Annotated in this window: 26 protein-coding genes; 11 read left to right on the top strand and 15 right to left on the bottom strand. The window is 72.9% G+C overall.

Translation table 11 applies throughout. The features are described 5' to 3' along the window. The first annotated feature begins 43 nt into the window (after positions 1-43). The 9 genes from Prubr_RS33670 to Prubr_RS33710 are packed head-to-tail and all read left to right on the top strand — an operon-like array spanning position 44 to position 10,628. Entirely contained in the window at positions 44-2,233 is a 2,190-nt protein-coding gene (locus Prubr_RS33670) for an Agd3-related carbohydrate-binding protein (protein ID WP_212819400.1), read from the top strand. After that, positions 2,230-3,666 carry a GT4 family glycosyltransferase PelF gene (pelF, locus tag Prubr_RS33675; RefSeq protein ID WP_212819402.1) on the top strand — a complete coding sequence of 479 codons (1,437 nt, stop codon included), beginning with the start codon at positions 2,230-2,232 and terminating at the stop codon, positions 3,664-3,666. Before Prubr_RS33670 ends, pelF begins: the two co-directional genes overlap by 4 nt. Continuing rightward, positions 3,663-5,069, top strand: a complete 1,407-nt coding sequence (locus Prubr_RS33680; protein ID WP_212819404.1) for a hypothetical protein — start codon at positions 3,663-3,665, stop codon at positions 5,067-5,069. The genes pelF and Prubr_RS33680 overlap by 4 nt, the downstream gene beginning before the upstream one ends. 23 nt (positions 5,070-5,092) lie before the next feature. After that, complete coding sequence (locus Prubr_RS33685) at positions 5,093-5,821, top strand: nucleotidyltransferase family protein (RefSeq protein WP_212819405.1); 729 nt, start codon at positions 5,093-5,095, stop codon at positions 5,819-5,821. Further along, positions 5,818-6,717 carry an NAD-dependent epimerase/dehydratase family protein gene (locus Prubr_RS33690; RefSeq protein ID WP_246568007.1) on the top strand — a complete coding sequence of 300 codons (900 nt, stop codon included), beginning with the start codon at positions 5,818-5,820 and terminating at the stop codon, positions 6,715-6,717. The genes Prubr_RS33685 and Prubr_RS33690 overlap by 4 nt, the downstream gene beginning before the upstream one ends. Then, the gene (locus Prubr_RS33695; RefSeq protein ID WP_246568009.1) at positions 6,714-7,637 is read left to right on the top strand and encodes a glycoside hydrolase family 191 protein; all 924 of its coding nucleotides are present in this window, start codon (positions 6,714-6,716) and stop codon (positions 7,635-7,637) included. Before Prubr_RS33690 ends, Prubr_RS33695 begins: the two co-directional genes overlap by 4 nt. A 32-nt stretch (positions 7,638-7,669) precedes the next feature. After that, complete coding sequence (locus Prubr_RS33700; protein WP_246568011.1) at positions 7,670-8,971, top strand: nucleotide sugar dehydrogenase; 1,302 nt, start codon at positions 7,670-7,672, stop codon at positions 8,969-8,971. Then, positions 8,968-9,936 carry an NAD-dependent epimerase/dehydratase family protein gene (locus tag Prubr_RS33705; protein ID WP_212819407.1) on the top strand — a complete coding sequence of 323 codons (969 nt, stop codon included), beginning with the start codon at positions 8,968-8,970 and terminating at the stop codon, positions 9,934-9,936. Before Prubr_RS33700 ends, Prubr_RS33705 begins: the two co-directional genes overlap by 4 nt. Further along, positions 9,933-10,628 (top strand): hypothetical protein, encoded by a 696-nt coding sequence (locus Prubr_RS33710; protein WP_212819409.1) that lies wholly within the window; start codon positions 9,933-9,935, stop codon positions 10,626-10,628. Before Prubr_RS33705 ends, Prubr_RS33710 begins: the two co-directional genes overlap by 4 nt. An 83-nt stretch (positions 10,629-10,711) precedes the next feature. On the opposite strand, the gene Prubr_RS33715 is transcribed toward Prubr_RS33710, so the two are convergent. After that, a complete protein-coding gene (locus Prubr_RS33715) occupies positions 10,712-11,494 on the bottom strand; it encodes a hypothetical protein (protein ID WP_212819411.1) in 783 nt (260 codons plus the stop codon). A 59-nt stretch (positions 11,495-11,553) separates the two neighbouring features. Then, positions 11,554-12,414 carry a dioxygenase family protein gene (locus tag Prubr_RS33720; RefSeq protein ID WP_246568013.1) on the bottom strand — a complete coding sequence of 287 codons (861 nt, stop codon included), beginning with the start codon at positions 12,412-12,414 and terminating at the stop codon, positions 11,554-11,556. Positions 12,415-12,741: 327 nt separating this feature from the next. Between Prubr_RS33720 and Prubr_RS33725 the strand changes: the two genes are divergently transcribed. Beyond that, positions 12,742-12,930, top strand: a complete 189-nt coding sequence (locus tag Prubr_RS33725; RefSeq protein ID WP_212819413.1) for a DUF2795 domain-containing protein — start codon at positions 12,742-12,744, stop codon at positions 12,928-12,930. Between the two features lie 458 nt (positions 12,931-13,388). On the opposite strand, the gene Prubr_RS33730 is transcribed toward Prubr_RS33725, so the two are convergent. From Prubr_RS33730 to Prubr_RS33755, 6 genes are all read right to left on the bottom strand, one after another. Beyond that, positions 13,389-14,264 carry a bifunctional 5,10-methylenetetrahydrofolate dehydrogenase/5,10-methenyltetrahydrofolate cyclohydrolase gene (locus tag Prubr_RS33730; RefSeq protein ID WP_212819415.1) on the bottom strand — a complete coding sequence of 292 codons (876 nt, stop codon included), beginning with the start codon at positions 14,262-14,264 and terminating at the stop codon, positions 13,389-13,391. 308 nt (positions 14,265-14,572) lie between these two features. Continuing rightward, the gene (locus Prubr_RS33735) at positions 14,573-15,001 is read right to left on the bottom strand and encodes a DUF2267 domain-containing protein (RefSeq protein WP_212819417.1); all 429 of its coding nucleotides are present in this window, start codon (positions 14,999-15,001) and stop codon (positions 14,573-14,575) included. Positions 15,002-15,140: 139 nt separating this feature from the next. Beyond that, on the bottom strand, positions 15,141-16,010 hold the full coding sequence (locus tag Prubr_RS33740; protein ID WP_212819419.1) for a DUF72 domain-containing protein: 870 nt from the start codon (positions 16,008-16,010) through the stop codon (positions 15,141-15,143). A gap of 14 nt (positions 16,011-16,024) precedes the next feature. Beyond that, the gene (locus Prubr_RS33745; protein WP_212819421.1) at positions 16,025-16,417 is read right to left on the bottom strand and encodes a TraR/DksA family transcriptional regulator; all 393 of its coding nucleotides are present in this window, start codon (positions 16,415-16,417) and stop codon (positions 16,025-16,027) included. Positions 16,418-16,543: 126 nt separating this feature from the next. Beyond that, positions 16,544-17,173, bottom strand: a complete 630-nt coding sequence (locus Prubr_RS33750; RefSeq protein WP_212828857.1) for a nucleoside/nucleotide kinase family protein — start codon at positions 17,171-17,173, stop codon at positions 16,544-16,546. A gap of 5 nt (positions 17,174-17,178) precedes the next feature. Further along, positions 17,179-17,841, bottom strand: a complete 663-nt coding sequence (locus Prubr_RS33755; RefSeq protein WP_212819423.1) for a winged helix-turn-helix domain-containing protein — start codon at positions 17,839-17,841, stop codon at positions 17,179-17,181. A gap of 199 nt (positions 17,842-18,040) precedes the next feature. Between Prubr_RS33755 and Prubr_RS33760 the strand changes: the two genes are divergently transcribed. Next, positions 18,041-18,964, top strand: a complete 924-nt coding sequence (locus tag Prubr_RS33760; protein WP_212819425.1) for an AEC family transporter — start codon at positions 18,041-18,043, stop codon at positions 18,962-18,964. Between the two features lie 39 nt (positions 18,965-19,003). Here the strand turns inward: Prubr_RS33760 and Prubr_RS33765 are convergent, their stop codons facing one another. The 7 genes from Prubr_RS33765 to Prubr_RS33795 form a co-directional block, all read right to left on the bottom strand. Further along, complete coding sequence (locus Prubr_RS33765) at positions 19,004-19,660, bottom strand: winged helix-turn-helix domain-containing protein (RefSeq protein ID WP_212819427.1); 657 nt, start codon at positions 19,658-19,660, stop codon at positions 19,004-19,006. Between the two features lie 46 nt (positions 19,661-19,706). Then, the gene (locus Prubr_RS33770) at positions 19,707-20,204 is read right to left on the bottom strand and encodes a rhodanese-like domain-containing protein (protein ID WP_343221557.1); all 498 of its coding nucleotides are present in this window, start codon (positions 20,202-20,204) and stop codon (positions 19,707-19,709) included. Between the two features lie 35 nt (positions 20,205-20,239). Beyond that, positions 20,240-20,701, bottom strand: coding sequence for a cysteine dioxygenase (locus tag Prubr_RS33775; RefSeq protein ID WP_212819429.1), 462 nt, complete (start codon positions 20,699-20,701; stop codon positions 20,240-20,242). Between the two features lie 139 nt (positions 20,702-20,840). Beyond that, positions 20,841-21,977, bottom strand: a complete 1,137-nt coding sequence (locus Prubr_RS33780) for an ABC transporter substrate-binding protein (RefSeq protein WP_212819432.1) — start codon at positions 21,975-21,977, stop codon at positions 20,841-20,843. A 79-nt stretch (positions 21,978-22,056) separates the two neighbouring features. Further along, entirely contained in the window at positions 22,057-22,899 is an 843-nt protein-coding gene (locus Prubr_RS33785; protein ID WP_246568015.1) for an ABC transporter permease, read from the bottom strand. Continuing rightward, complete coding sequence (locus Prubr_RS33790) at positions 22,896-23,732, bottom strand: ABC transporter ATP-binding protein (RefSeq protein WP_212819434.1); 837 nt, start codon at positions 23,730-23,732, stop codon at positions 22,896-22,898. Before Prubr_RS33790 ends, Prubr_RS33785 begins: the two co-directional genes overlap by 4 nt. Continuing rightward, entirely contained in the window at positions 23,729-24,607 is an 879-nt protein-coding gene (locus Prubr_RS33795; protein WP_246568016.1) for an ABC transporter permease, read from the bottom strand. Before Prubr_RS33795 ends, Prubr_RS33790 begins: the two co-directional genes overlap by 4 nt. Positions 24,608-24,624 lie beyond the last annotated feature (17 nt).

The following is a 24,624-nucleotide window of genomic DNA, read 5'->3' on the forward strand; positions in this document are numbered from 1 at the left end:
CGGCGACACCCAACTCACCCGTCTCACGGTCGGAGGTTCCCCCATGGTTCCTACCCGTCGCGCCAGACGGCTGGCGGTGGGCTGCGTCGCCCTCCTCACCAGCACGGCGCTACTCTCCGTAACACCCGCACAGGCGCACAACCCCGTACGACCCGGCGGCGACCCGCCCGTCGGGGCCACGAAGCCGAAGCCCAACCGGCCCCCGGTCGGCGTCGGCGAGCGGCCCGAGGTGGCCCGACCCACCCCGACCCCGCCGGCACCGCTGCCCAAGGTCAGCGGGTCGGTGCCGATCGACAAGGGCCTGCGGATCGCTCCCGGCCCCGGGACCCGGCAGGCGTCGCCGGACGGCCGGGCCGCCACCAACGCCGTCACCGACAAGGTCGGCGTCCGCGCCCTGGTCATCGCGCTCGACAGCGCCGACTTCGGGCTGGCCACCTGGAAGAAGACGCTCGACCGGGTCGGCGCCGCCTACGACGTGTTGCTGGCCGGCAGCACGCCGCTGACCGCGGCCAACCTGATCAACCCGGACGGCACCGGCCGCTACTCGGCGATCCTGCTGAGCAGCGCCAGCCTGCTCTACTCCGACAACGGCAACTGGACCAGTGCGTTCGACGGCACCGAGTGGAACACCCTGTGGGCGTACGAGCGGGACTACGCGGTGCGCCAGGCGGTCCTCTACGCCAGCTACGGCACCTACCCGGAGGACTACTGCCTGCAGGGCGTCAGCGAGGGCGGGGTCGGCGCCACCCCGCTGGTCAGCCAGCTCACCACCGCCGGCTCGCAGATCTTCGACTACCTGAAGACCAACGCCCAGGTCCCGATCACCGATTCGTACGTCTACCGCAACAGCGTGCGCGCCGGCTGCACGGCGACACCGGTGCTCACCGGTGGCGGCAACACCCTCGGCGTGCTCAGCCCGTCGACCGACGGCCGCCAGCGGCTGGCGCTGTCGTTCACCTCCAACGAATACCTGCTCCAGGCCGACCTGCTGGTCTACGGCCTCTTCCGGTGGGCCAGCCGGGGGCTGTTCCTGGGTGACCAGCGGCACTACCTCAACGTCGACGTCGACGACTGGTTCAACTCGGCCGACCACTACCAGGCGAACGGCACCGTCGTCCCCGACGGCTTCTCGATGTCGGCGCACGACGCCTACAACACCTACCTACGGCAGACCGCGCTGCGGTCGCGCTACCCGCTGGCGAACAACTTCACCATCAACATGGCCTACAACGGTGGCGACGCCGACCTGACCGCACCCAGCACGTGCTACCCCAACGGCACCGTCGCCCAGCTCACCGCGACCACCCGGTGCCTGTCGCCGCGGTTCCGGTGGCTCAACCACACCCTCACCCACCCGGAGATGAACCACACCAACTACGCCACCAGCTACGCCGAGGTCAACAACAACGTCACCGTCGGCGGCACGCTGGGGCTGACGGTCGACCGGACCGTGCTCAAGACCGGTGAGTATTCCGGCCTGGGCGTCTACCACCCGGACCCGGACAACGACGTCGACCCGCCGACCGACTACGGCCTGGAGGCGTCGAACCCGGCGTTCCTGCTGGCCTCCCGCAACGCGGGCGTCAAGTACCTGCACGGCAACATGTCGTTCCCCAGCCACCAGCCGTCCTGCTTCAACTGCGCGATCGCGCATCCGCTGGAGCCATCGCTGTGGGTGGTGCCCGACTGGCCGACGAACATCGCCTACCACACCACGACACCGGCCGAGCAGACCCACTTCTACAACTCGTTCTACGGACCGAACGGCAAGTTCCCGTTCTGGCCCACCGACCGGACGTACGCGCAGATGCTGTCGTACGAGACGGACGTGGCACTGAGCCACATGACCAGCGGCTCGCTCTACACGCACACGTTCCACATCGCCAACCTGCGCAACTACGGCAGCGGCAAGACCCTGCTCGACGACTGGCTGGACAGCCTGCTGGCCAAGTACAGCAACTACTACAAGGTCCCGGTGCTCAACCCCGACTGGGGCACGCTCGGGGCGCTCTCCGCCGCCCGCACCAACCACTTCGCCCGGCTGGCCGGCGGCGCGAACGCGGTGTGGGACCGGGCGACGAACCAGGTCACCGTCACCTCGCCGACGGCCGGCACGGTCACCGTCAGCGGTGCCCGCACGACCGGGTTCAGCACCTACGGCACGGACGTGTCGGCGCCTGTCACGCTGACCGCGGGTGGGACCGTCACCTTCACCCCGAGCCTGCGCCCGTGAGGATCGCTCTGGTGTCCGAGGGCACCTACCCGTATGTGACGGGCGGGGTCAGCGTCTGGTGCGACCAGCTCATCCGTGGTCTGCCCGAACACCGCTGGGAGATGGTGGCGTTGTCGGTCGACGGGTCGGAACGACCCCTGTGGCCGGCACCGCCCAACCTCGACCGGCTCACCCCGCTCCCGCTGTGGGGGGCGCGCCCGGCCATTCGGCCGGGCGCGCCCGGGGCGGACTTCCGGGCGGCGTACGCGGCGTTCCTCAGCGCCGTGCTGAGCCCGCGCGAACCGCGGCCGGTCCAGGCCGAGGCCAGACGCAACCGGTTCCTGCTCTCCCTGCGGCAGATGCACGAGTACGCCGCCAGCGGCGGTGACCTGACCGGTGCCCTGCTGTCGAACACCGCACTGACGATGACCCTGGACGCCTGGCACGGGCTGCACATCGACTCCGAGGAACGCATCACCCTCGCCGACGCCGTCGGGGCGCTGTGGCTGCTCGAGCACATGCTGCGCCCGCTGTCGGCCCCACCGGTGCGCGCCGACCTGGTCCACGCCGCCATGAACGGCCTGAGCATGCTGGTCGCGATGACCGCCCGGTGGCGGTACGGCACCCCGTCGGTGATGTCGGAGCACGGCATGTACCTGCGCGAACGCTATCTCGGCTTCCTCGACGAGGACGCGCCGCACGCGGTGAAGGTGCTGCTGCTGAGCTTCTTCCGGGAGCTGACCGGGGCCGGCTATCTGATGGTCGACACGCTCGCGCCGCACTCCATCTACAACCGCCGGTGGCAGTTGCACAACGGTGCCGACCCGGACCGGATGTCGACCGTCTACAACGGAATCGACCCCGATGTCTTCCGGCCCGCCGCGACCGAGCCGGCCAACCCGACCATCGCCTTCCTCGGCCGGATCGACCCGCTGAAGGACCTGCACACCCTCATCCGGGCGTTCTCCATCGTCCGCGCGAAGATCCCGGACGCCCGGCTGCGGATGTTCGGCGAGGCGCCGGCCGACGGCCTCGAATACCTCGACAGCTGCCGGAAGCTGATCGCCGAACTCGGCCTGACCGGCGCGGCGACCCTGGAGGGCCGCGCCGGCGACCCCGTGCAGGCGTACGCCGACGGCAGCATCGTCGCGCTGACCAGCATCTCCGAGGGCTTCCCCTACACCGTGGTCGAGGCGATGGCCTGCGGGCGACCGGTGGTGGCCACCAACGTCGGCGGGGTCGCCGAGGCGATCGGCAACACCGGCATGGTGGTGCCGCCGCGCGACGCCGCCGCGGTCGCCCGGGCCTGCGTACACCTGCTGCGTGACCACCGGCTGCGGGCCCAGCTCGGCGCGCAGGCCCGGACCCGGGTGCTGGAGCACTTCACCGTCGACCAGTCGCTCGACGCCTACCGGCGCATCTACCGCGACACGCTGCTGGCGGCGGGCCGATGACCGACACGATGGAGATGTCGTACGACCCGGTCGACCTGCTGGTCGAGCGGATGCGGCCCCGGCTCGGCCGCCCCGTCGACGCCATGCAGGTCGCCGTCGCGCTGGAGGCCGACGGGATCACCGACCGGTCGGCGCAGACCGACTACGGCCGGCCGGACGTGTTCGTGCTCGCCGACGACGTGTGGCGCCGGCTCGGCCCGGTCCCGGCCCAACGGTCGGCGCAGACGGCCCGCCACGGCGAGGGACGCGCGCTGCGCGACATCTCCCACGGCCTGCTCTACCTGTCGCCCAGCGCGCTCTTCCCGGTGGCGCTGGCGCTCGTCGGCGGCCGGACCATGGTGGTCGCGCTGCTCGCCGTCGGCGGACTCGGCTGGGTCTGGGCGTCGTGCTCGGCGTGGCTGGCCTACCGGCTGCTCGGACGCGGCCTGGACCGCAACGCCGGCCGGCTGCTGCGCGGCGCGGCGCTGGTCGGCCCGCCCGTCGCCGCCGGCACCGGGCTCGTCGCCTCCCCGGCCGGCGGCTGGCCGCTCGTGCTGCTGGCCGTCGGGATCCTCTCCTACCAGATGGCGGCCACCGTGGCGCTGTTCCACCGCCGCGAGGGCGCGCTGCTCGCGGTGATGGCACCGGGGGTGCTGGCCGGGCTCGGCTACGTCGCCGACGTCGTACCCACCGGGCCGGCGGTGACGGTCGGCGGCACGTCCGTCGTCACGGCGCTGGTGTTCGCGGTGCACTGGACCACCCGGCCGGCCCCCGGCCGGCCAGCCGCCACGAAGCGGCCCGAACCGTCGCTGGCCCGGGCCGTCCGCCCGGAACTGACCCGGCTGCCCGTCGTGCTGATCTACGCCGGCCTGTCCGCCGCCTTCCTGCTGCACGCGAACGCGCCGTACCTGTCCGGGGCGGCCGACCTCGCCGTCGCGGCCGCGCCGCTGATCGCCGGCATGGGGCTGGTCGAGTGGCGGGCGCACAGCTTCGGCGTGCACGCCCGCGGACTGTTGCACCGCACCGGCTACCCCCGTCAGTTCGGCGCCGCGATCTGGCGCCGGCTGATCGCCGAGGTCGTCATCGTCACCGGGCTGCTGTCCGGCCTGGCGATGGTGCTGCTCGCGCTGCTGTCCGCGGCCGGTCAGCTGACCGACGCCGGGGCGGTGCTGGCCACCGCCCACGTCGCCGTCGGCGCCGCGTACTTCCTCGTCTTCGTCGTCGCCAACCACGCCCGCTACGCGCGGGTGTGCACGGCGCTCGCGGTGGCCCTCGCCGCGCACTTCACGGCACGGCAGATCGGAACGGGTACCGCCGACCCGCTCCAGGACGCGGTGCTATTCCTCGGCAGCGCGGTGCTGCTGCAGGTGTCACTGATCGCCGCACTGGGCGGGATCCTCGCCCAGGCCTGGCGATACCGATGATCACGATGGCGGAGGCAACACACATGCACGCAGTAATCCTGGCCGGCGGCAAGGGCGTACGGCTGCGGCCGTACACGACCGCCCTGCCCAAACCGCTGGTCCCGATCGGCGATGACCACGCCGTACTGGAAATCGTCCTGCATCAGCTCTCCGCCTGCGGGTTCACCTCGGTGACCCTGGCGATCAACCACCTGGGGCCGCTGATCAAGGCGTTCGTCGGTGACGGGTCCCGCTGGGGACTGCACGTCGACTACACCGAGGAACGCGTTCCACTGTCCACCGTGGGGCCGCTGTTCGCCCTGCGCGACCGGCTGCCCGAGCACTTCGTGGTGATGAACGGCGACGTCCTGACCGACCTCGACTTCGCCGACCTGCTGCACACCCACACACTGTCCGGCGGCGCACTGACGGTGGCGACGGCGGCGCGCAGCGTCGGGATCGAATTCGGCGTGCTCGACCTGCACGACGGCCGGATCGTCGGGTTCACCGAGAAGCCCACCTTCCGCTACCGGGTGAGCATGGGCGTCTACGGCATGTCGCGGCGCACGCTGGCCCCGTACCCCGACGGTCTGCCCCTCGGCTTCGACCAGCTCGTGCTCGACCTGCTGGCCCGCGACGAGCAGCCGACCAGCTACGACTTCACCGGCTACTGGGTCGACATCGGACAGCCCGAGGACTACGACGAGGCCAACCGCAACTTCGCCGAACTGCGGCCGATCCTGCTGCGCCACCGGCAGGAGGAGAAGGTATGAGCGGGCGCATCGTCGTCTTCGGCGGGTCGGGGTTCATCGGGCGGCAGGTGTGCCGGGTGCTGGCCGCCGACCCGCGGGTCGGCGTCGTCGTCCGGCCCGGCCGCGACCGCCTCGACCTGCTCGACGGTACGGTCGACGCGCTGGCCGAACTGCTGCGCGAGATCCGGCCGGACGCGGTCGTCAACTGCACCGGCGCACTGTCCGGCAGCGGCCACGACCTGATCCGGGCCAACACCGCGGTGACCGCGAAGCTGGTCGAGGCGATCGCGATCGCGGCACCCGGCATCCGGTTCGTCCGGCTCGGCTCCGCCGGCGAGTACGGCCGGGTGCCGTCGGACACCTCGGTCGCCGAGGACGACCCGACCGACCCGGTCAGCGAGTACGGCGTCAGCCACCTCGCGGCGACCCGGCTGCTGGAGCTGGCCAGCGCCACCGGGCAGGTCGACGGAATCACGGTACGGGTGTTCAACCCGATCGGACCCGGGCTGCACGAGGAGAACATGCTCGGCCGGGCGGCCCGGCTGATCCACGACGCGCGGCGGTCCGGCGCCGGGTCGATCTGCCTGGGACCGCTGTCGGCGTACCGGGACTTCGTCGACGTACGCGACGTGGCCGGCGGCGTCGTCGCCGCGCTGCTCGCCCCCGAGCCGGGCGCGCGGGTGTTCAACCTGGCCAGCGGCCGGGCGGTCCAGTCCCGCGACCTGGTCCGGCTGCTCGCCGCCGAGGCCGGCTTCACCGGCGGCATCCAGGAGCGGGCGGCGGCACCGGGCCGGTCGGCGGCCGTCGACTGGATGTGCGGCGACGGCTCGCGGGCGGCCCGGCTGCTGGGCTGGACGCCGGCGTACGAACTGCCCGACTCGGTCAAGGCCGTCTGGGCCGGGGTGGACGAGCGTTGACCCGTACCCGACGGTGGCGGCGGGCGGCGGCGGTGCTGGCCGCCGCCGCCCTGGCCGCGGGCGGATGCACCGGACCGGACCGCACCCCCGGTCCGGTGCCCCCGTCCGGCCCGGTCGACAGCTGGGTCTACCAGCTGCAGGGCTATCCGGGCGGCCGGCTGACCGAACTGGCCCGCGCCCCGCACCGGCTGGCCGTCATCGACCTGGCCCGCGACGGCCGGGACGACTACTTCACCGCCGACGAGGTGGCGGCGCTGCGCGCCTCCGGCAAGGTCGTGCTGGCGTACTTCGAGATCGGTGCCATCGAGACCTACCGGCCGGAGTACGCCGGCCTGCGCGCCGACGCCGGCGACCTGATCCTCAACCGGTGGCCGGACTGGCCGGAGGAGTTCTTCGTCCGCTACTGGGACCAGCGCTGGTGGGACCGGGTGGTCCGGCCCCGGATCGACCAGGCGGCCGACGCCGGGTTCGACGGGATCTACCTGGACACCCCGCTGGCGTACGAGGAACTGGACCTGGCGCTGGTGCCCGACCGGACCCGCGAGGACCTGGCCCGGGCCATGGTCGACCTGATCGTGCGGATCGGCGACCACGCCCGGTCGCGGCGGCCGGGAACGCTCGTGTTCCCGCAGAACTCCCCGGAGCTGCGCGAGTACGACGGCTACCTGCCGGCGATCGACGGTGTCGGCATGGAGGAGTTGTTCTTCCGTGCCGCGGACGAACCCTGCGACGCCGGCTTCTGCGCCACGAACCTCGACCACGCCGCGGCGCTGCGCGCGGCCGGCAAGACCGTGCTCGCGGTCGACTACGCCGGCCGCGCCGACAACATCCGGGCCGCCTGCGCGCGGTACCGGCAGACCGGGTTCGCGGGTTACGTCACCAGCCGCGACCTCGACCGGATCAGCGCACCCTGCGCCTGACCGGCCCACCGTCCACCAGAAGGAGAACACGAGTGCCAAGCACCATCGGAGTCGTCGGCATGGGATACGTCGGCCTCACCCTGACCGCCGCGCTGGCCCGCAAGGGCTTCACCGTCCACGGCGCCGACACCGCGCCGGCGGTGGTCGAGTCGCTGTCCAACGGCCGGCCGCACATCTTCGAGCCGGGCGTGCAGGACGTGCTCGCGCAGACCGTCGGCCGGACCGTCCTGGTCGACACCGAGCTTCCCGAGGGCACCGTCGACGTCGCGGTGATCTGCGTGTCGACGCCGGTCGACGAGCGGACGCACCGTCCCGACCTGACCAACCTGGCCGCGGCGGCGGAGCAGGTGGCCCGGTCGTGCGGCCCGGAAACCCTGGTCGTGGTCCGCAGCACGGTGCCGGTCGGCACCAGCCGGGCGGTCGTGCTGCCGGTGCTGCTGCGGGCGTGGGGACGGGCCCGGCTGGTGATGGCGCCGGAACGCACCATCCAGGGCCAGGCGCTGCGCGAACTGGTCGAACTGCCGCAGGTCGTCGGCGGGCTCGACGACGACAGCCTGCGCGCCGGCCTGGACTTCTTCGGCGGCCTGGCGGCCCGGCTGGTCCCGGTGTCCAGCCTGGAGGCGGCCGAACTGGTGAAGCTGTCGAACAACTGCCACACCGACCTGATCTACGCGTACGGCAACGAGATCGCGCTGATCGCCGAACGGCACGGCCTCGATCCGCTGGAGGTGATCCGGGCGGCGAACGTCGACTACCCCCGCCCCGACCTGGCCCGGCCCGGGTACGTCGGCGGCGGCTGCCTCTCCAAGGACCCGTACATCATGATCGAAAGCGCCGGTGACCGGGCGCCGTACCTGGTCGGCCGGGCCCGGGAACTCAACGAGCATCTGCCGGTCCACGTCGCCGAACGGGTCGTCGACCTGATCCGTGAGCGGGCCGGCGCGACCGAGGGCGCCCGGCTGGCGGTGCTCGGCTGGGCGTACAAGGGCTGGCCGGCCACCGACGACATGCGGGGCACCCCGATCGCCACGATGATGCCGGTCTTCGCGGCGGCCGGGCTCACCGTCCTCGGCCACGACCCGCTGGTCACCCCGGAGGTGATCCGCCGGTACGGCGGCGAGCCGGTCAGCCTCGACAAGGCGTTCAGCGACTCCGACGCCGTACTCGTGGTCAACGACCACCCGGACTACCGGGCCATCCAGGTCGACTCGGTGCTCGGCGCCGGCCGACCCAAGCTGATCTACGACTCGTGGCGGATCCTCGACGAGGAGGCGATCACCGCCGCCGGGGTCGGCTACGCCGGGCTCGGCTACCGGTCGGCGGTCGTCCGGTGAGGGCGCTGCTGCTCGGCGGTGCCGGGTTCATCGGCCTGCACCTGGCCCGTCGGCTGGTCCACGACGGCCACCGGGTGACCATCGTCGACGACTTCTCCCGGGGCCGCGACGACAGCGACCTCGCCGGCCTGCGGGACCGGCCGAACGTCGAGATCATCTCCGGCGACCTGACCCACCCGGCGACCTGGGCGGCGCTGCCGCGCGGCTTCGACCAGACCTACCTGCTCGCCGCCGTCGTCGGGGTACGCAACGTCGAGTCCGACCCGGCCCGGGTGGTCCGCGTCAACAGCCTCGCCGCCCTGCACCTGCTCGACTGGATCGACGCCGACACCCGGCTGTTCTTCGCCTCGACCAGCGAGGTGTACGCCGGCGGCGTCGACCTCGGCATCGTGCCGGTGCCGACCGCCGAGGACGTACCGGTGGTGGTCGCCGACCCGCGCGCGCCCCGGTTCAGCTACGCGATCAGCAAGCTGCTCGGCGAGGCCGCCGTGGTGCACACCGCCCGCGCCAAGGGCTTCCCGGCGGTCGTCGGCCGGTTCCACAACGTGTACGGCCCCCGGATGGGCGCCGACCACGTCATCCCGGAGCTGTCCCTGCGGGCGTTGCGCGGCGAGGACCCGTTCCGGGTGTACGGCGCCGACCAGCACCGCGCGTTCTGCCACGTCGACGACGCCGTCGAGGCGATGGTGCGGCTGATGGCCGTACCGCCGACCGGCGAGACGGAGATCGTCCACATCGGCAACGACGCCGAGGAGACCAACATCGGCGACCTCGCCAAGCTGGTGCTGCGTACGGCCGGGGTGGATCCGCGGCTCGACCCGGCGCCGGCGCCGGCGGGCGCGGTGGCCCGCCGCTGCCCCGACCTGTCCCGGCTGCGGGCGCTGACCGGCTACGAGCCCGCCGTGACCCTGGAGGAGGGGGTGCGGCGGACCTTCGACTGGTACCGGGAGTTCTGGCCGCGTTGACCGGGGGGCCGCTCGCGGTCTACTACGGCGCGGCGGCGGGGTGGGAACGGCTGGCCCGCTACGAACGGGTGGTACTGCAGCCCGGCTCCTACCCCGCCGAGGAACTCGGGCGGCTGCGGCGGTACGGCACGCAGCCGCTCGGGCACCTGTCGCTGTCGGAGGACCACGGGCCGCCGGCGCCCTGGCACCGGCACGACCGCAACCCGGAGTGGGGCGGCCGGTACGTCCACGTCGGACATCCGGGCTGGATGCAGCACGTCGTCGACCAGGCACGGGCGATGATGGCCGGCGGGTTCGGCGGGCTGTTCCTCAACTCGCTCAACGTCGAGCTGACGTTCCCCGAGGACCTGCCGCACATGCTGACCCTGATCGCGGCGGTGCGCGAGGAGGCGCGGCCGGAGTACCTGCTGGCGAACCGGGGCTTCGCGCTGCTGTCCCGGCTGGCCGACCTGGTCGACGGGGTGCTGTTCGAGTCGTTCTCGGTGGCCTGGGTCACCTCCGGGTACGCGCCGTGGCCGCCGGCGACGCTGGAGGCACACGCCCGGATCGCCGAGCGGCTGCTCGGCTTCGACCTCGACCTGTTCGCCCTCGACTACTGCGAGGACGAGGAACTGGCGGAGTTCGCCCGGCGCCGGGCGCGGCGGTTCGGGCTGCACAGTTTCGTCAGCGACCGGGCCCTGACGCGGCTGTGACCCGCCGCCGCCCGGTCCCGGCCGACGGTGGCTCCGGCCGACGGTGATCCCTTGGCGGCGGTGGCCCCGGGCCGGGGCGGCCGTCAGGGCCGGCAGACGACGGCGGTGGCGTCGTCGTGCCGCTTGTAGCGCGGCCACACCGTCCGGTCCGGATCGCGTGACTCCAGCTCGCGGGTGGCGGCGACGACCGCCTCGGGCCCGCCGGCGTACCCGAGGTCGAGCAGTTCCCGCCAGCTCAGCGCGTCGAAGTCGGTCACCGCCAGCGCGGCGCCGTCGCTGAGCAGCAGCGCGCCGCGGCCGGGCGGGACCGTGCCGGTGACCGCGTGGGCCGCGGCGGCCGGGTCGACCTGGGCGATCCAGTAGCCGCCCGGCCGGTTGCGGATGAGCTGCTGGGCCTGGACCAGCTCGGTGATCGACCCACCGTCCGCGGCCGCGGCCGCGGACAACTCGGCGAGATGGTGGTCGGCACGCCGGTCGGTGACCACGGTCGGTTCCGCCCCGCCGTCCACGACCAGTACGGCGTCGGACAGCACGAGGTACTCCCAGGCGGCGGTGGTGGCCCGGAGCACCGCCACGGTCGCGCCCGGGGTGCCCGGATGGGTCAGATCGCAGTCGGGGTGCAGTCCGGCGACGTCGGTGACCGCGTCGGCGAGCGCGTCGGCCAGCGGCCGGCCGGCCACACCGGCGTGGCCGAGCAGCCGGGCGCCGAGCTGGTGCACGTACCAGGGTGTACCGTGCCGGCAGCCGGTCCCGCCGGCCTCGGACAGTCCGTCGAGCACCACCGCGACGCCGGACGGCGTGGCGGCGGCCCAGTCCTCGTTGCGGCCGTCGGGCCGGCCGGACTCGCTGGCGACGCTGGCGCGCACGGGCTCTCCCCCGGTCGGCTGCTCGGGTCGGTGCCGGCCGCCGGTGCCGGGAACGGTCGTCAGGCGGCCTGGAACGACCGCTTCGACAGTCCCATGAAATAGCCGTCGATGGTGGTGGTAACCGGTTTGTCGGGTTGTTCGGCCGCGCCGAGGGTGACGAACAACGGCGTGTAGTGCTCGACCGTCGGATGGGCGTACGGCATCCCGGGCGCCTTGTGCGCGTAGTCGGCCAGCGTCTCGACATCGCCGCGGGCCAGCGCGTCGGCGGCCCACGCGTCGAAGTCCCGCGACCAGCCCGGCGGCTGCGCGGTGCCCTGGACGTCCTCGCGGCGCAGGAACGGCAGCCCGTGCGTCATGAAACCCGAGCCGACGACGAGCACACCCTCGTGGCGCAGCGGCCGCAGCCGCCGGCCGAGTTCGAGCAGCCGGTGCGGGTCGTGGGTGGGCAGGCTCATCTGGAGTACGGGCACGTCGCCGGCCGGATACATCACCTTGAGCGGCACCCACGCCCCGTGGTCGAGTCCCCGGCCGCGGTGCTCGTGCACCGGCTCGGTGTCCGGCATGGCGGCGGCCACCCGTCGGGCCAGCGCGCCCGCGTCCGGGGTGGCGTACGTCATCTCGTAGTAGCGGCGGGCGAAGCCGCCGAAGTCGTAGACGAGCGGGGTGCCGGCGGCGGAGCCGGACAGGCTCAGCGGGGCCGACTCCCAGTGCGCGCTGACGACGAGGATCGCCTTCGGCTTCGGCAGCCCGTGCGCCCAGTCGAAGAGCTGCGTCATCCACCCGGTGTCCTCGAACAGCGGCGGGGCGCCGTGGCTGAGGTAGAGCGCGGGCAGCGGACCGTCGTCGGGGGTCCAGGAGCGCCGGGTACGGCTGGCCGGGACGGCGGCGGCCAGGTGCCGGTCGAGCGGATAGGTGACCACCCGCCCACGATAGCCCGCTCTAGTTGAACCCTCAACCACCCCATGATCCGCGTGATCAGGGACCACGTCGCGCGTGTCGCCGGCGCGCCGGGGCGCAGACTCCCTGATCACCGGGATCTTGCGCAGGACGCCAGGGGCGGTCGGGGCACGCCGGCCCCGTCGATCCGCAGCGGGCCGGCCGCGCACCGCCGGCCCCGGCGCGCACCGCCGGCCCGCCGCGCACCGCCGGCCCGGTGCGCACCGCCGGCCCGGTGCGTCAGCCGGAGTCCGCCGCCGCGCAGCCGGCTGACCCGTGTACACCTCCGCCGGGGCGGGTAGTCGAGCCCCATGACCGCCGATCTGTCCGCCGCGCGCCCGTACCTCAAGGGGCTTGACTTTCCGGCCAGCCGCCAGGCGATGATCCGCCACGCCCTGCGCAACGGGGCCGACCGACCGGTCCTCGACCTGCTGCGCACGCTCCCGGACACGGACTACAAGACCTCCGGCGAGTTCACCGACCTGCCCGACCGCCCGTGACCGTCGCGTTCGCCTGCCCGGGCCTGGTGGTTGCCGGTGTCCCATCGCCGTGATCGTCTGCGGTGCGGACACTTCCGGTACGGGTGGTGAGCGCCTGGACCGCTGACGATCGACGTTACCGGCGGAGGGTGGCGCACCCTGGCAGGTCGCCCGTCTGGCAAGGGGGACGTTGATCTGGGCGGGAGAGACCCTACCCGCCCCGGGTAAGGTCTCTCCCGCCCAGATCAACAGGAGCGGCTGGCTGCGTTTCCGGCAAAACCCGTCCGTGATCGGCTGCGTTGCCATGTTTTGCCGGGTGAGGGTGGGCGGTCCGATGTTGACGAGCTTCCGTCTCGGCGGGCAGCTGTCCTGACGTGTTCGTCGCGCTCGCCGTGATCGAGGAGGAGCCGTGTTCGTTTCGGGCGGTTTGCGACTCAACTGGTCCTTGATCGACGGTGAGGGGCGGGCCGGGGGTGGGGTCAGGGGTGGGTGGCCTGTTCGGCCAGTGCTACGGCGTTGCGGAAGAGCATGGCGACGGTCGTGGGGCCGACTCCGCCGACCCGGGGTGTGATCGCGCCGGCTACCGTCTCGCACGCCTCGTCGACGTCGGGGAGCAGGCGGCGGCCTTCGTAGCGGACGCCGCCGCCGACGACGGTGGCGCCGGGTCGGATGTGTTCCGGCCGTAGGATGCCGGGTACGCCGACCGCCGCGATCACGATGTCGGCCCGTCGGGTGTGTCGTGCCCAGTTCGGTATGCCGCTGTGTACGACGGTGACGGCCGCGTCGGCGGTGGCTCGTTTCTGGGCCAGCAGCATCGCCAGCGGCCGGCCGAGGGTGGTGCCCCGGCCGAGCACGACAACGTCGCGGCCGGCGACGGGCACATTGTGGAAGGCGAGCAGTGCCTCGATGCCGGCGGGCGTGCACGGCACCGGGCTGGGCAGTCCGGCGGCGAGCCGCCCGAGGCTGGTCGGGTGCAGGCCGTCGACGTCCTTGGCGGGGTCGATGCGCAGCAGCGCCTCGGCGTAGTCGAGGTGGGCCGGGATCGGATGCTGCACCAGGATCGCGTGTACGGCCGGGTCGCCGTTGAGCGAGTCGATGGCGGCGGCCAGGTCGTGCCGGGTGGCGTCGGCGGGCAGGTGCACGTGCGGTGACGCGAAGCCGAGCTCGGCGGCGCGTTGCTGCTTCATCCGGATGTAGCCGGCGCTCGCCGGGTCGTCGCCGACCAGGACGGTGGCCAGCGCGGGCACCGTACCGGCGGCCCGCAGGGCGGCGACCCGGTCGGTGACCTCGGCGAAGACGGCTTCGGCGACTGGTGCGCCGGGCAGCGGGCGGGCGGTGGTGGCGGTCTCGGGCACGGGCGGGGACCTCTCGACGCGGATGGTCCCCGGTGCCCAGGCGTACGGCGCGCGGAGTGGTTCGGCGCGGCCGCTCCCCCGTGGTGATCCACCCCGGCTCCCGGTCGGGCGCCGTCGCCAGTCACGGTCCGCCCATCCACCCTAGTCTCCCCTTCGCGGGGCCACCGGGGCGGCAGACGGTCGTCCGCGGTCACGGCACCCGACACGCCGTTCCCGCCGACGCGTGAACCGCGGACGGGCACCGGACGCCCGACCGCCCGCAGGCGCCCCGCGAGGACCCCATCGGCGCCCGGGAACGCCCGCCCCGGTCAGGGGATGATGGCCGCGAGTTCGGTGGGCAGGTCGCTCTTCACGTCCTGCCACTCGCCCTCGGTGACGTGCCGGTGCAGTGCCTGGAGCGTGGTCTGCACCAGCAGTTCGACGCCGCCCGGCAGGTCGCGGCGGAAGTCCTGGCGGACCCGGTCGAGGAACTCCTCGCGGCCCATCTTCATCGGCACCGCGGCCGGGTCCCAGCCCTCGTAGTACAGGCCCCGGACGATCAGCGGCAGCTGGGCGGCGAACTCGGCGCTCTCCTGCACGGGGAGCCGGTCGCGCAGGACGTGCAGGACCGACCGGAGCGCGGCGTACGACTGTGCCCGACGTTCCTTCGGCCACCCGTACGCCTCTTCGATCTCCTTGAGGATGAGGTTGAGCTTGTCCATCGAGGTGTCGATGGCGGCTTGCGGCGTCTTGCTCATCGCGGCACTCCTCTCTCCGGCGACGGCGACCCGGGTGCCACCGGCCGTCCCGAGCGTCCCCCGCCATCGGGTGAGCCGACCTCACCCCGGCCGGACGAACCGGGCCGCACGAACCGCCCCCGGATGACGCGGGCCGCGGTCAGTCGGTAAGGAGTTCGGTGAGGGTCTGCGCGTTGCGCTGGGCGTAGTCGCGGTAGCAGTTGTTCATCAGCACGTGGGTCCGGTCGGCGGAGTCGGCGAGTTCACGCAGCTTCGGCGCCCAGTCGCGCAGTTCCCGGTCGGAGTAGTCGTAGCCGAACTTCTCGTGGATGTCGCGGCTGGTCCACTTGTCGCTGTGGCCGTGGAACCGTACGACGGCGAGGTCGGCGGTGGCGGCGAGCACCGGTGGCACCGACGACCGGTGGCCCTGCGGCATGTCGACGGCGACGTACGGCAGGTGGTGTTCACGCAGGAAGTCCAGCGTCTCGTCGCGGTTGGGACCCTTGAACCAGGATTCGTGCCGGAACTCGAAGACCGCCCGGAGCGGGCGGCAGCGGTCGCGTACCTCGACCAGGTAGTCCTTGTGGACGCGGGAGATGGCGTACCAGGGTGGGAACTGGAAGAGGACGGCGCCGAGCTTGCCGGCGTCGACCAGCGGGTCGAGCGCGGACAGGAACCGGGTCCAGATCTCCTCGTACGTCTGCCGGTCCAGGTCGTCGGGATAGACGTTGCGCTTGTCGGTCTCCGGCCGCAGGTCCTTGTAGATCGCCGACACCCTGGTCGGGTGGCCGGTGAGCAGGCTGAACGCCTTCACGTTGAACGTGAACGCCGCCGGGGTGCGGGCAGCCCACAACTGTGCTGTCCGCTCCGCCGGCGGCGAATAGTAGGTCGCGTCCACCTCGACGATCGGGAACCGGCCGGCGTAGTGCGCCAGCCGTTTCTCAGGCGTGTCCGCCGAGGAGGGGTACCAGCCCGACTCGAGCAGTGTCCGGTCGGTCCACGAGGCCGTGCCGACGAGGAGGTCCCCCACGGCGGCGGCGTACGTCAGGCGGCCCGCCGTTCGCGGGTCTGCTTGCACGACACGCAGGTGGTCGCCGACGGGTAGATCTCCAGCCGTTCGACCGGGATGGGTTCGGTGCAGCCTTCGCAGCGTCCGTACGTGCCCTCGGCCAGGCGGTTCAGGGCATGCTCGTACTGGGCCCGACGGTCCAGGATGGTCCGCAACAGGGACTGTGCGGTGTCCCGTTCGGCGGTCTTGGTGCCGCTGTCGGCCTGGTCGTCGCCGGCCGTGTCGCCGACCTCGACCAGTCGGAGCACCTGGCTCTGCTCGACCGCGTCATCGTATTCGCTGGACAGCTCGTCGTAGCGAGCTTGCAGCGAGAGTCGGATCTGGTCGACGTCGACCTGGCGCGTGCCGACCGCTTCGTTGACGAGCATGCGCTGCCTGGCCTTTCGGGAGAAGGGACGGTGGCCGGCCGGGTGTGTGCCCCGTTGACCACCTTGAGCCGGCGGGATACCCCGGCCCGCGCTCCGCCAAACCATCCCGGCGGAAGATCCACCCGGTCAGGTGGACTCGACCAGGGCCGGGTGCCGCGGGTCGTCCATCCGTACGACGACGTCGGCGAACGACTCCGGTGCCACCTCGTCGGCGTACCGGGCGTACGCCGGCAGTGTCCACGCCTCGTCGTCGCCAGTGCGCCGGGCGAGCGCGGCCGCCGACAGGACCAGGTGGACGGAGAGGTCGAAGGGCAGGCCGCCGCCGAGCAGCAGGCCGCCACTGACGATCACGACGCCGCCGGGTGGCAAAGTCACGTAGTCGGCGCGGCTGGCCCGGTCGGTCGCGGCGTTCCAGAGCGAGGGCAGCACCCGGCCGGTGCCGTCGGCACCGGTCGGGTCGAGCACCTCGCGGCGCAGCCCGGCCTCGTCGAGCCAGCCCCAGTAGAACGAGTCCGGGTTGGTGCGCCCCTGCTCGTAGCGCAGCGAGGCGGGGCGCAGGAAGTCGCCGGCGGCCACCCGCAGGGCCGGCCGCCCCCGGGTCCGCAGCGGGTCGACGAGGGCGTCGGCGAGCCGGTCGGGCGCGGCGGCGGGCGCACCGTCCACGGCGACGCGCAGCCAGCGGTCGGGACGCGCGTCGGCGAGCCGGTCGACGAGTTCCTCGACGAGCCGCGCCGGCGCGATGGGGCGTACGTTCAGCGTGGTCAGCCGTTGTGGTCGACGGTGATCGGGGCGTCGTCGGCGAGGCGGTAGCCGACGCCGTAGACGGTCGTGACCAGCGGCACCCGCTCGCCGATCTTCACCCGCAGCCGTCGGATGTGGACGTCGACGGTGCGCTCGCCGGTCTGCGCGTAGCCCCACACCGCGTCGAGCAGCTGCTGCCGGGTGAAGACCCGTCGGGGGTGCGCGACGAGGTGGTGCAGGAGGTCGAACTCCAGTTTGGTCAGCGGCAGCGCCTCGCCGTCGAGCAGGACCGTGCGCGACGCGAGCATCAGGTGCAGACCGGGGCCCGGGGCCGGGCTGGGCGGGGCCGGCCGGACGGGCCGGCGTGGCGCGACGATGTCCACCCGCGGCTCGCCGGCGACCACGACGTTGACCGCGCCGTCGCCGGTGGCGAGCAGCTCCCGGGCGGCCTCGAGCAGCCGGCGGGCGGGCGGGGTCAGCGACTCCTCGTTGGCGAGCGGGATCGACAGCGTGACGGTCAACGCCGGATTGCCAGGCCCGCCCGGGCCGCCGGGACCGCCGGCCGGCGGGCTGCCGGTGTTCGCCGAGCCGGTGGGCCGGCGGGACGCCGCCGGTGGCCGGCCCGGACCTGCCGGTTGCGGCATGTGCCATCCGGCACGCGATGGTGCGGGGCTGACCGACATGGTCCTCCTTGCGGGTCCGAACGTCGGGTGCGCCGCAGGGACCTCCCCCAAGGCACGAACCGATGCTTCCGGCCACCGGAGCAGCGGTCAAGGGTCTTCGGCGTTGCAGGAATGTGACAAACAACCGACGTACGGGAATCGATTGCTCGCTCTGCGTACCGAGGACGGGGAAATAGTAGCGGGCCGGGAAGATGGTCCGATGCCTGGGGTACTAACCGGATTCGCGACCATCTGGGCGGTCACCGCCCTTGGATACCTCGTCGGGCGGTGGGGTCTGCTCGGCCCGCAGAGCGCCGAGGTGCTGGCCCGACTCGCCTTCTACGTGGCGACGCCGGCGCTGCTGTTCGTCACGCTGGCCGGCGCCTCGCCGGGTGACGTGCTCACCCCCGCGCTCGCGGCGTTCGTGGCCAGTACGGTCGCCGTCGCCGCGGCGTACGCGCTGGTCGCCCGGCTGTGGTGGCGACGCGACGCCGGGCAGGTGACGGTCGGCACACTGTCCGCGTCGTACGTCAACGCCGGCAACCTCGGCATCCCGATCGCCGCGTACGTGCTCGGTGACGTGTCGTTCATCGCACCCGTACTGCTCTTCCAGGTGCTCCTGGCCGCCCCGGTCGCGCTCGCCGTGCTCGACATCACCACCACCGGGCGGCGCCCGTCGCCCCGGCGGCTCCTGCTGCTGCCGCTGCGCAACCCGGTGATGCTCGCCTCCGCGCTCGGGCTGCTCGTCTCGGCGGTGGGCTGGCGGCCACCCGCCGCCCTGCTGGCCCCGGTCGAGCTTGTCGGCTCGGCGGCCGTGCCGCTGGCCCTGATCGCACTGGGGGTGTCGCTGCCGGGCAGCAAGCCCTTCGCGCCCGCCGACGACACCCGCGACCGCTACCTGGCGGTCGCGCTGAAGGTCGTGGTCCAGCCGCTGTTGGCGTATCTCGTCGGCCGGTTCGCCCTCGGCCTTTCCGGGCCGGCGCTGCTGGCGGCGGTCGTCACCTCCGCCCTGCCGACCGCGCAGAACGTCTTCGTGTTCGCGACCCGCTACCGGCAGGCGACGGCACTGGCCCGCGACACCGTGGTGCTGTCGACGATCGTGGCCGCGGTCACGATGGCGCTGGTCGCCGCCTGGCTGGCGTGAGCCCGCGCCGGCGCGGCGGGGCCCGGTGGGAGACCGGGTTCACCCGCCGTGCTGGATGTGCACCCGGGCCTCGTCGGCGAGGCGGTAGCCCACCCCGTAGACGGTCGTCACCAGCGGCACCCGCTCGCCGATCTTGGCGCGCAGCCGGCGGACGTGCACGTCGACGGTACGGGCCACGGCATGGTCGTAGCCCCACACGCTGTTGAGCAGCTGGAGCCGGGTGAAGACCCGGCGCGGGTGCTCGGCGAGGAACAGCAGCAGGTCGAACTCGAGCCGGGTCAGCGGCACCTCCGCACCGGCCCGGGTCACCACCCGCGACGAGGCGAAGACCCGCAGCACCTCCGGGTCGTCGTCGGCGGGCTCCGGCGCGGCGGCGGCCGCGACCTCGTCCTCGGGGCGGGCCACCGGGTACGGCAGGAGGGCGCCGGCCGGCCCGTCCTGCGGGTACGGCGACACGGTCACCGTGCCGCCGCCGCGCTCGACCAGGTCCCGGACCATCTCCAGCAGTTGGGTCGCCTCCGGTGAGGGCCCGCCGGTGCCGAGACTGATGTCGACCGTCACGGTCAGTGCCGCCGAGGTGCCCCGGTCCCGGTACGACGGCGCGTCCGGCGGTGCCGACGGGCGGCGCCGGGACAGCGCGGAACGGGGATGGCCGGGCAGCTGGGTTCCGCGTGGGGAGATCGCGGTGACCGTCATGGGTCCTCCTCGGTGCTGGTGACCGCTCGCGGGATCGCGCGGCAGGTCAGGTGTTCACCCGTGCGGCGGTCGCCGTGGGTGCGACGGTTAAGTGGGCGTAGATGTCGGTGGGGCCGAAGGCCGGCAGTCCGGCGAGCCGCCAGGCGGCGAACCCGCCGGCGATGTCGGTGGCCAGGTGCAGCCCGAGGTCCTGAAGGGAGGCGGCGGCCAGTGAGGACGTGTAGCCCTCCTGACAGAAGATCACCACCGGCAGGTCGTAGCGGTCGGCGACCGGCAGCCGGGCGCCGCTGCGCGGATCGAAGCGCCACTCCAGGACGTTGCGCTCGACGAGGAGCGCGCCGGGGATCGTGCCGTTGGCGGCCCGTTGGGCGGCCGGCCGGATGTCGACGAGGACCGCACCGCCGCGGTGGGCGAGGTGGGCGGTCTCCGGGTCCATCCGGTGCAACCGGGTCCGGGCCTGTTCGAGGATCTGGTCGATGCCGCGGGCACCGGCCGGCGGCCGGGCCGGACAGCTCAGGTCGGGGGTCTTCTGCCGGACGCTCACTGTGTCTGAACCTTTCTCGCGGGCTGTCGTCACCGTCACCAGGAGACGCCGGCCGTCTCCACCTCGGCCACCCGCAGCCGGCCGCCGTCGAGCCGGTAGCGGGTCATGGTGCGCAGGGCCGGCCCGTACACGTGCAGGCTGACGGCCGGCTCGTCGTCGCGGTTGGCGACCCGGTGCACGTGGTGCGCGCCGAACCGGCGGCCCGTACCCGTTCGCAGACTGGCGGGCCGCAGCCGGCCGCCGGCGACGACCTCCTCGGTCAGGGTGCCCGACACCACGACGAAGGCGCCTGACGAGCCGCCGTGGTCGTGCAGGTCGGTGTGCTGCCCGGGAAGCCAGGTCAGCAACCAGACCTCGTGGTCGTCGGCGACGGCGAGCCGGCTGTACCAGCGGTCGACCGGGTCGAAGTGGGGTCGTACCGGCCAGGACGCCGGGTCGGCCGCGTAACGCCGGGCGACCGCGTGCAGGTCGCCCCGGGCCGGGGAGGTGAGAGTCATGGGTCCTCGCGGTTCTCGTGCCTTGCAACCGCACACCAGACTAGCCCAGAAAACCTATAGGTTTGATAGGTAATTCCACAGGATGGGACGCAAGAGGGTGGCCGCCGGACGGCGGCCACCCTCGTTCGGTACGGGCCGGCTAGGAGCCGCCCTCCTGCAGCGTCACCGTCAGCGGCTGGAAGCCGGCGCCGGTCACGTCGACCCCGTCCGCCCGCACCGCGTCGAGCGCCCGGCGCACGTAGTCGTTGGTGTACGCCAGTCCCTCGGGCTGCTTCGTCAGCACCGTCTGGCCATCCTGGTTGCGGGTGGTCAGCGACAGGTCGACGGTCGCGTTCCAGGCCGCCTCGTCGATGACACCGATGCCGTTCGGTGCCGGCCACACCAGCTTGTTGACCTCGTTCGTCTGCCACAGCTGGTGGCTCGCGCCCAGCTTGGCGCCCTTGGCCACGACCATGTCCCGGCACTGCTCCGGGTTGTCCCGGCAGTACGCCCAGCCCTTGATCGTCGCGCTGAGGAACCGGACCGCGACGTCCTGGTAGGACGCGTCCTCCAGCCGGGCCGTATTCGCCCACAGCGCGTCCTGGAGCATCGCCGTACCGACCACGTTCCAGTCCAGCACCGTGAACGCCGACGGCTGGTAGAGCTGCCCGGTAGCCGGATCCTTCGCCTCCAGCAACTGGGCGTACTCGTTGTAGCTCATCGCCTGTGCGGCGTCGATGTCGCCGCGCAGCAGCGCCTGCATGTCGAACTGCTGCTGCACCAGCGTGACGTCCCGGCCCGGGTCGAGCCCGGCCTTGGTCATGCCGGCGAACAGCTCGAACTCGTTGCCGAAGCCCCAGTTGCCGACCTTCTTGCCCTTCAGGTCGGCCGGCGTACGGATGTTCCGGTCGGCGAAGCTGACCTGGTAGGTGCCGGACCGCTGGAAGATCTGGCCGATGTTGGTGATGCCGGCACCCTGCTCGCGCGAGGCCAGCGCCTTGGGCACCCAGGCCACCGCGAAGTCGGCGTTGCCCTGGGCGAGGACGGTCTGCGGCACGATGTCGACACCGCCCTCGAGGATCTCGACGTCGAGCCCCTCCTCGGTGTAGAAGCCGCGGTCGACGGCGGCGATGTAACCGGCGAACTGGGCCTGCACGAACCACTGCAACTGGAGCCTGACCTTGGTCACGCCACCGCTCGTGGTGGGTGCCGCGGTGCCGTTGTCGGCCGTACCGCAACCGGCCAGTACGGCGCACATCAGTAGACCGGCGACCAGGCGCCGGGTGTTGGTTCTCATCGGTCCTCCGACTGTTGGGGGGTCGACCGCCGGCCGCCGGGGGTGGCCGGCCGGGCGGACAGGTGCGGAGCGGGTCCGCTCAACCGGACCGCCGCGCGCGCCACGGCGTCGCGAGACGTTCCAGGCCGAGTGCGACGAGATAGAAGACGAGCCCGAGTACGCACGCACCGACCACGAAGGCCCAGGCACGCGGGTACGCGGTGAACGACGCCGCCGAGGTGATCCGGGAACCGAGGCCGTCCTGGAGACCGCCGAAGTACTCCGCGACCACCGCCGCGATGACCGCCAGGGAGGAAGCCTGGCGCAGTCCGGTGAAGACGAACGGCAGCGCGCCGGGCAGCCGGACCAGCCGGGTGAAGGTCCAGCCACGCACGGCGTAGCTGTCCATCAGCTCCCGGTGGGTCGGGTCGACGACCCGCAGCCCGCGCGACGTGTTCACGAACACGGGGAAGAACACCACGATCGCGACCACCAGCCGCCGGGGGATGCTGCTGGTGGACTCGAACATGTTGTTGAGGATCGGGGCGAGCGCGATGATCGGCAGCGCGTTGAGGGCGGCCGCCACCGGCACCGACACCTCGCCCAGGAAACGGAACCGGCTGGCCAGCATCGCGGCGAGGATGCCGACCGCAGCGCCGGCGAGCAGGCCGACCAGGGCGTTCGTGCCACTGGCCAGACCGGCCTGCCAGATGACGGCAAGGTTGGTCCAGAACTCCTTTCCGATCGCCGACGGTGCCGGCAGGATGAACGGCGCCACCCGGCCGACCACGACGATCAACTCCCAGAGCAGCAGCCCGCCGACGCCGAACACCAGCGGCGGCAGGACCGTGGCCGGCAGGCCGCGACCGGACCGCCGGCGCCGGGACGCGGCGACCGGCGCGGCCGGATCGGCGGCCACCACCGGGTCGACGGTGCCGGTCACCGCTCCCCCACCGGGCTCGCCGGCGCGGCCGCGGCGGGTACGCCACCCTTTGCCGGGCCACCGCGCAGCGCCCGGCGGACCCGGGTGATGCCGGCGAAGAACTCCTCGGACTGCCGGGTCGCCTCCCCGCGCGGGCCGAGGTCGACGTCGACCACCTCGGTGATCCGCCCCGGCCGGGCCGACATCACCACCACCCGGTCGGACAGGTAGACCGCCTCCGGGATCGAGTGGGTCACGAAGATGGTGCTGGTGCCGGTGCTGGCGCAGATCCGCAGCAGCTCGTCCTGGAGCCGCTCCCGGGTCATCTCGTCCAGCGCGCCGAACGGCTCGTCCATCAGCAGCAGCGGCGGATGCACGGCGAGGGCCCGCGCGATCGCGACCCGCTGCTGCATACCGCCGGACAACTGGGCCGGATAGTGGTCGGCGAAGTCGGCCAGACCCACCAGGTCGAGCATCTCGCGGGCCCGCGCGCGCCGCTCGCGGCGGCCGGTGCCGCGCAGCTCCAGCGGCAGTTCCACGTTGCGGGCCACGGTCCGCCACTCGAAGAGCCCGGCCTGCTGGAACGCGATGCCGTACTCCTGGTCCAGGCGGGCCGCCCGGGCCGGCTTGCCGGCCACCGTCACCGTCCCGGTCGTCGGCGCGACCAGGTCGGCGACCAGCCGCAACAGGGTCGACTTGCCGCAGCCGGACGGGCCGATCAGCGAGACGAAGGAGCCCCGCCCGACGGTGAGGTCGACGCCGGTCAGGGCGGTCACCTCGTCCGGCCGGCCGGCGTTGAACACCTTCGTCACGCCGGTCAGCGCGACAGCGGTTCCCTCGCTGCGCTCGGTCACGGGTAAGCCTTCCGCTGTCGGGACAACAGGAACTCCAGTACGCCGACGACGGCCGCGACCACCAGGCCGAGCAGCGCCGCGCCGATCATCGCGGTGTACACCTTCGCCGGGTCGGAGGTCGCCTCCCGGGAGTACTCGATCACCAGCCGGCCGATGCCACCCCGGGTGCCGGTCGAGATCTCGCCGACCACGGCACCGACGACCGCGGCGGCGCCGGCCAGCCGCAGCGCCGGGAACAGGTACGGCATCGACGCCGGCAGCCGGAGCTTGACCAGGGTCCGCCACCAGCCGGCGGCGTAGCTGTGCATCAGCTCCTCGGCGATCGGCGCCGGCGACTGGAGCCCGCGCAGCATGCCCACGGCGACCGGGAAGAACGCCAGGTACGAGGCGATCGTGGCGACCGACATCCACGGCTGCCACGGGTACGGGCCCAGCGACAGCCCGCCGCCCCAGCCGGCGATGACCGGGGCGAGCGCGATCAGCGGCACGGTCTGCGACAGCACCACGTACGGCAGCAGGCCCCGCTCGACCACCCGCAGCCGCTGCATCAGCACCGCGAGCAGCAGCCCGACGGCGGCGCCGAGACCGAACCCGACCGCCACCGACCGCAGCGTGAACAGGCACGCCGACAGCACGACCAGGCCGATCGGGTCGCCGCCGGCCAGCTCCGGGTCGGCGAACCGGCCGAGGATGTCGGCGACGTGCGGCATCGCCGAGTCGTCGGCCCGCGGCAGGATCCGTACCCCGGCCACGACGGTGCCGTCCGGGTCACCGACCGCCTTGTAGCCCTCCCAGAGCAGGACTCCGACCGCCAGCGCCCCGACCGCGCCGAGCGCCACCCGCGCCCGACGCCGCCAGGCTTCTCCCAGGCTCACGCGGGCACCTCGCCACG

Source organism: Polymorphospora rubra (assembly GCF_018324255.1).
GTDB classification, from domain to species: Bacteria; Actinomycetota; Actinomycetes; order Mycobacteriales; family Micromonosporaceae; genus Polymorphospora; species Polymorphospora rubra.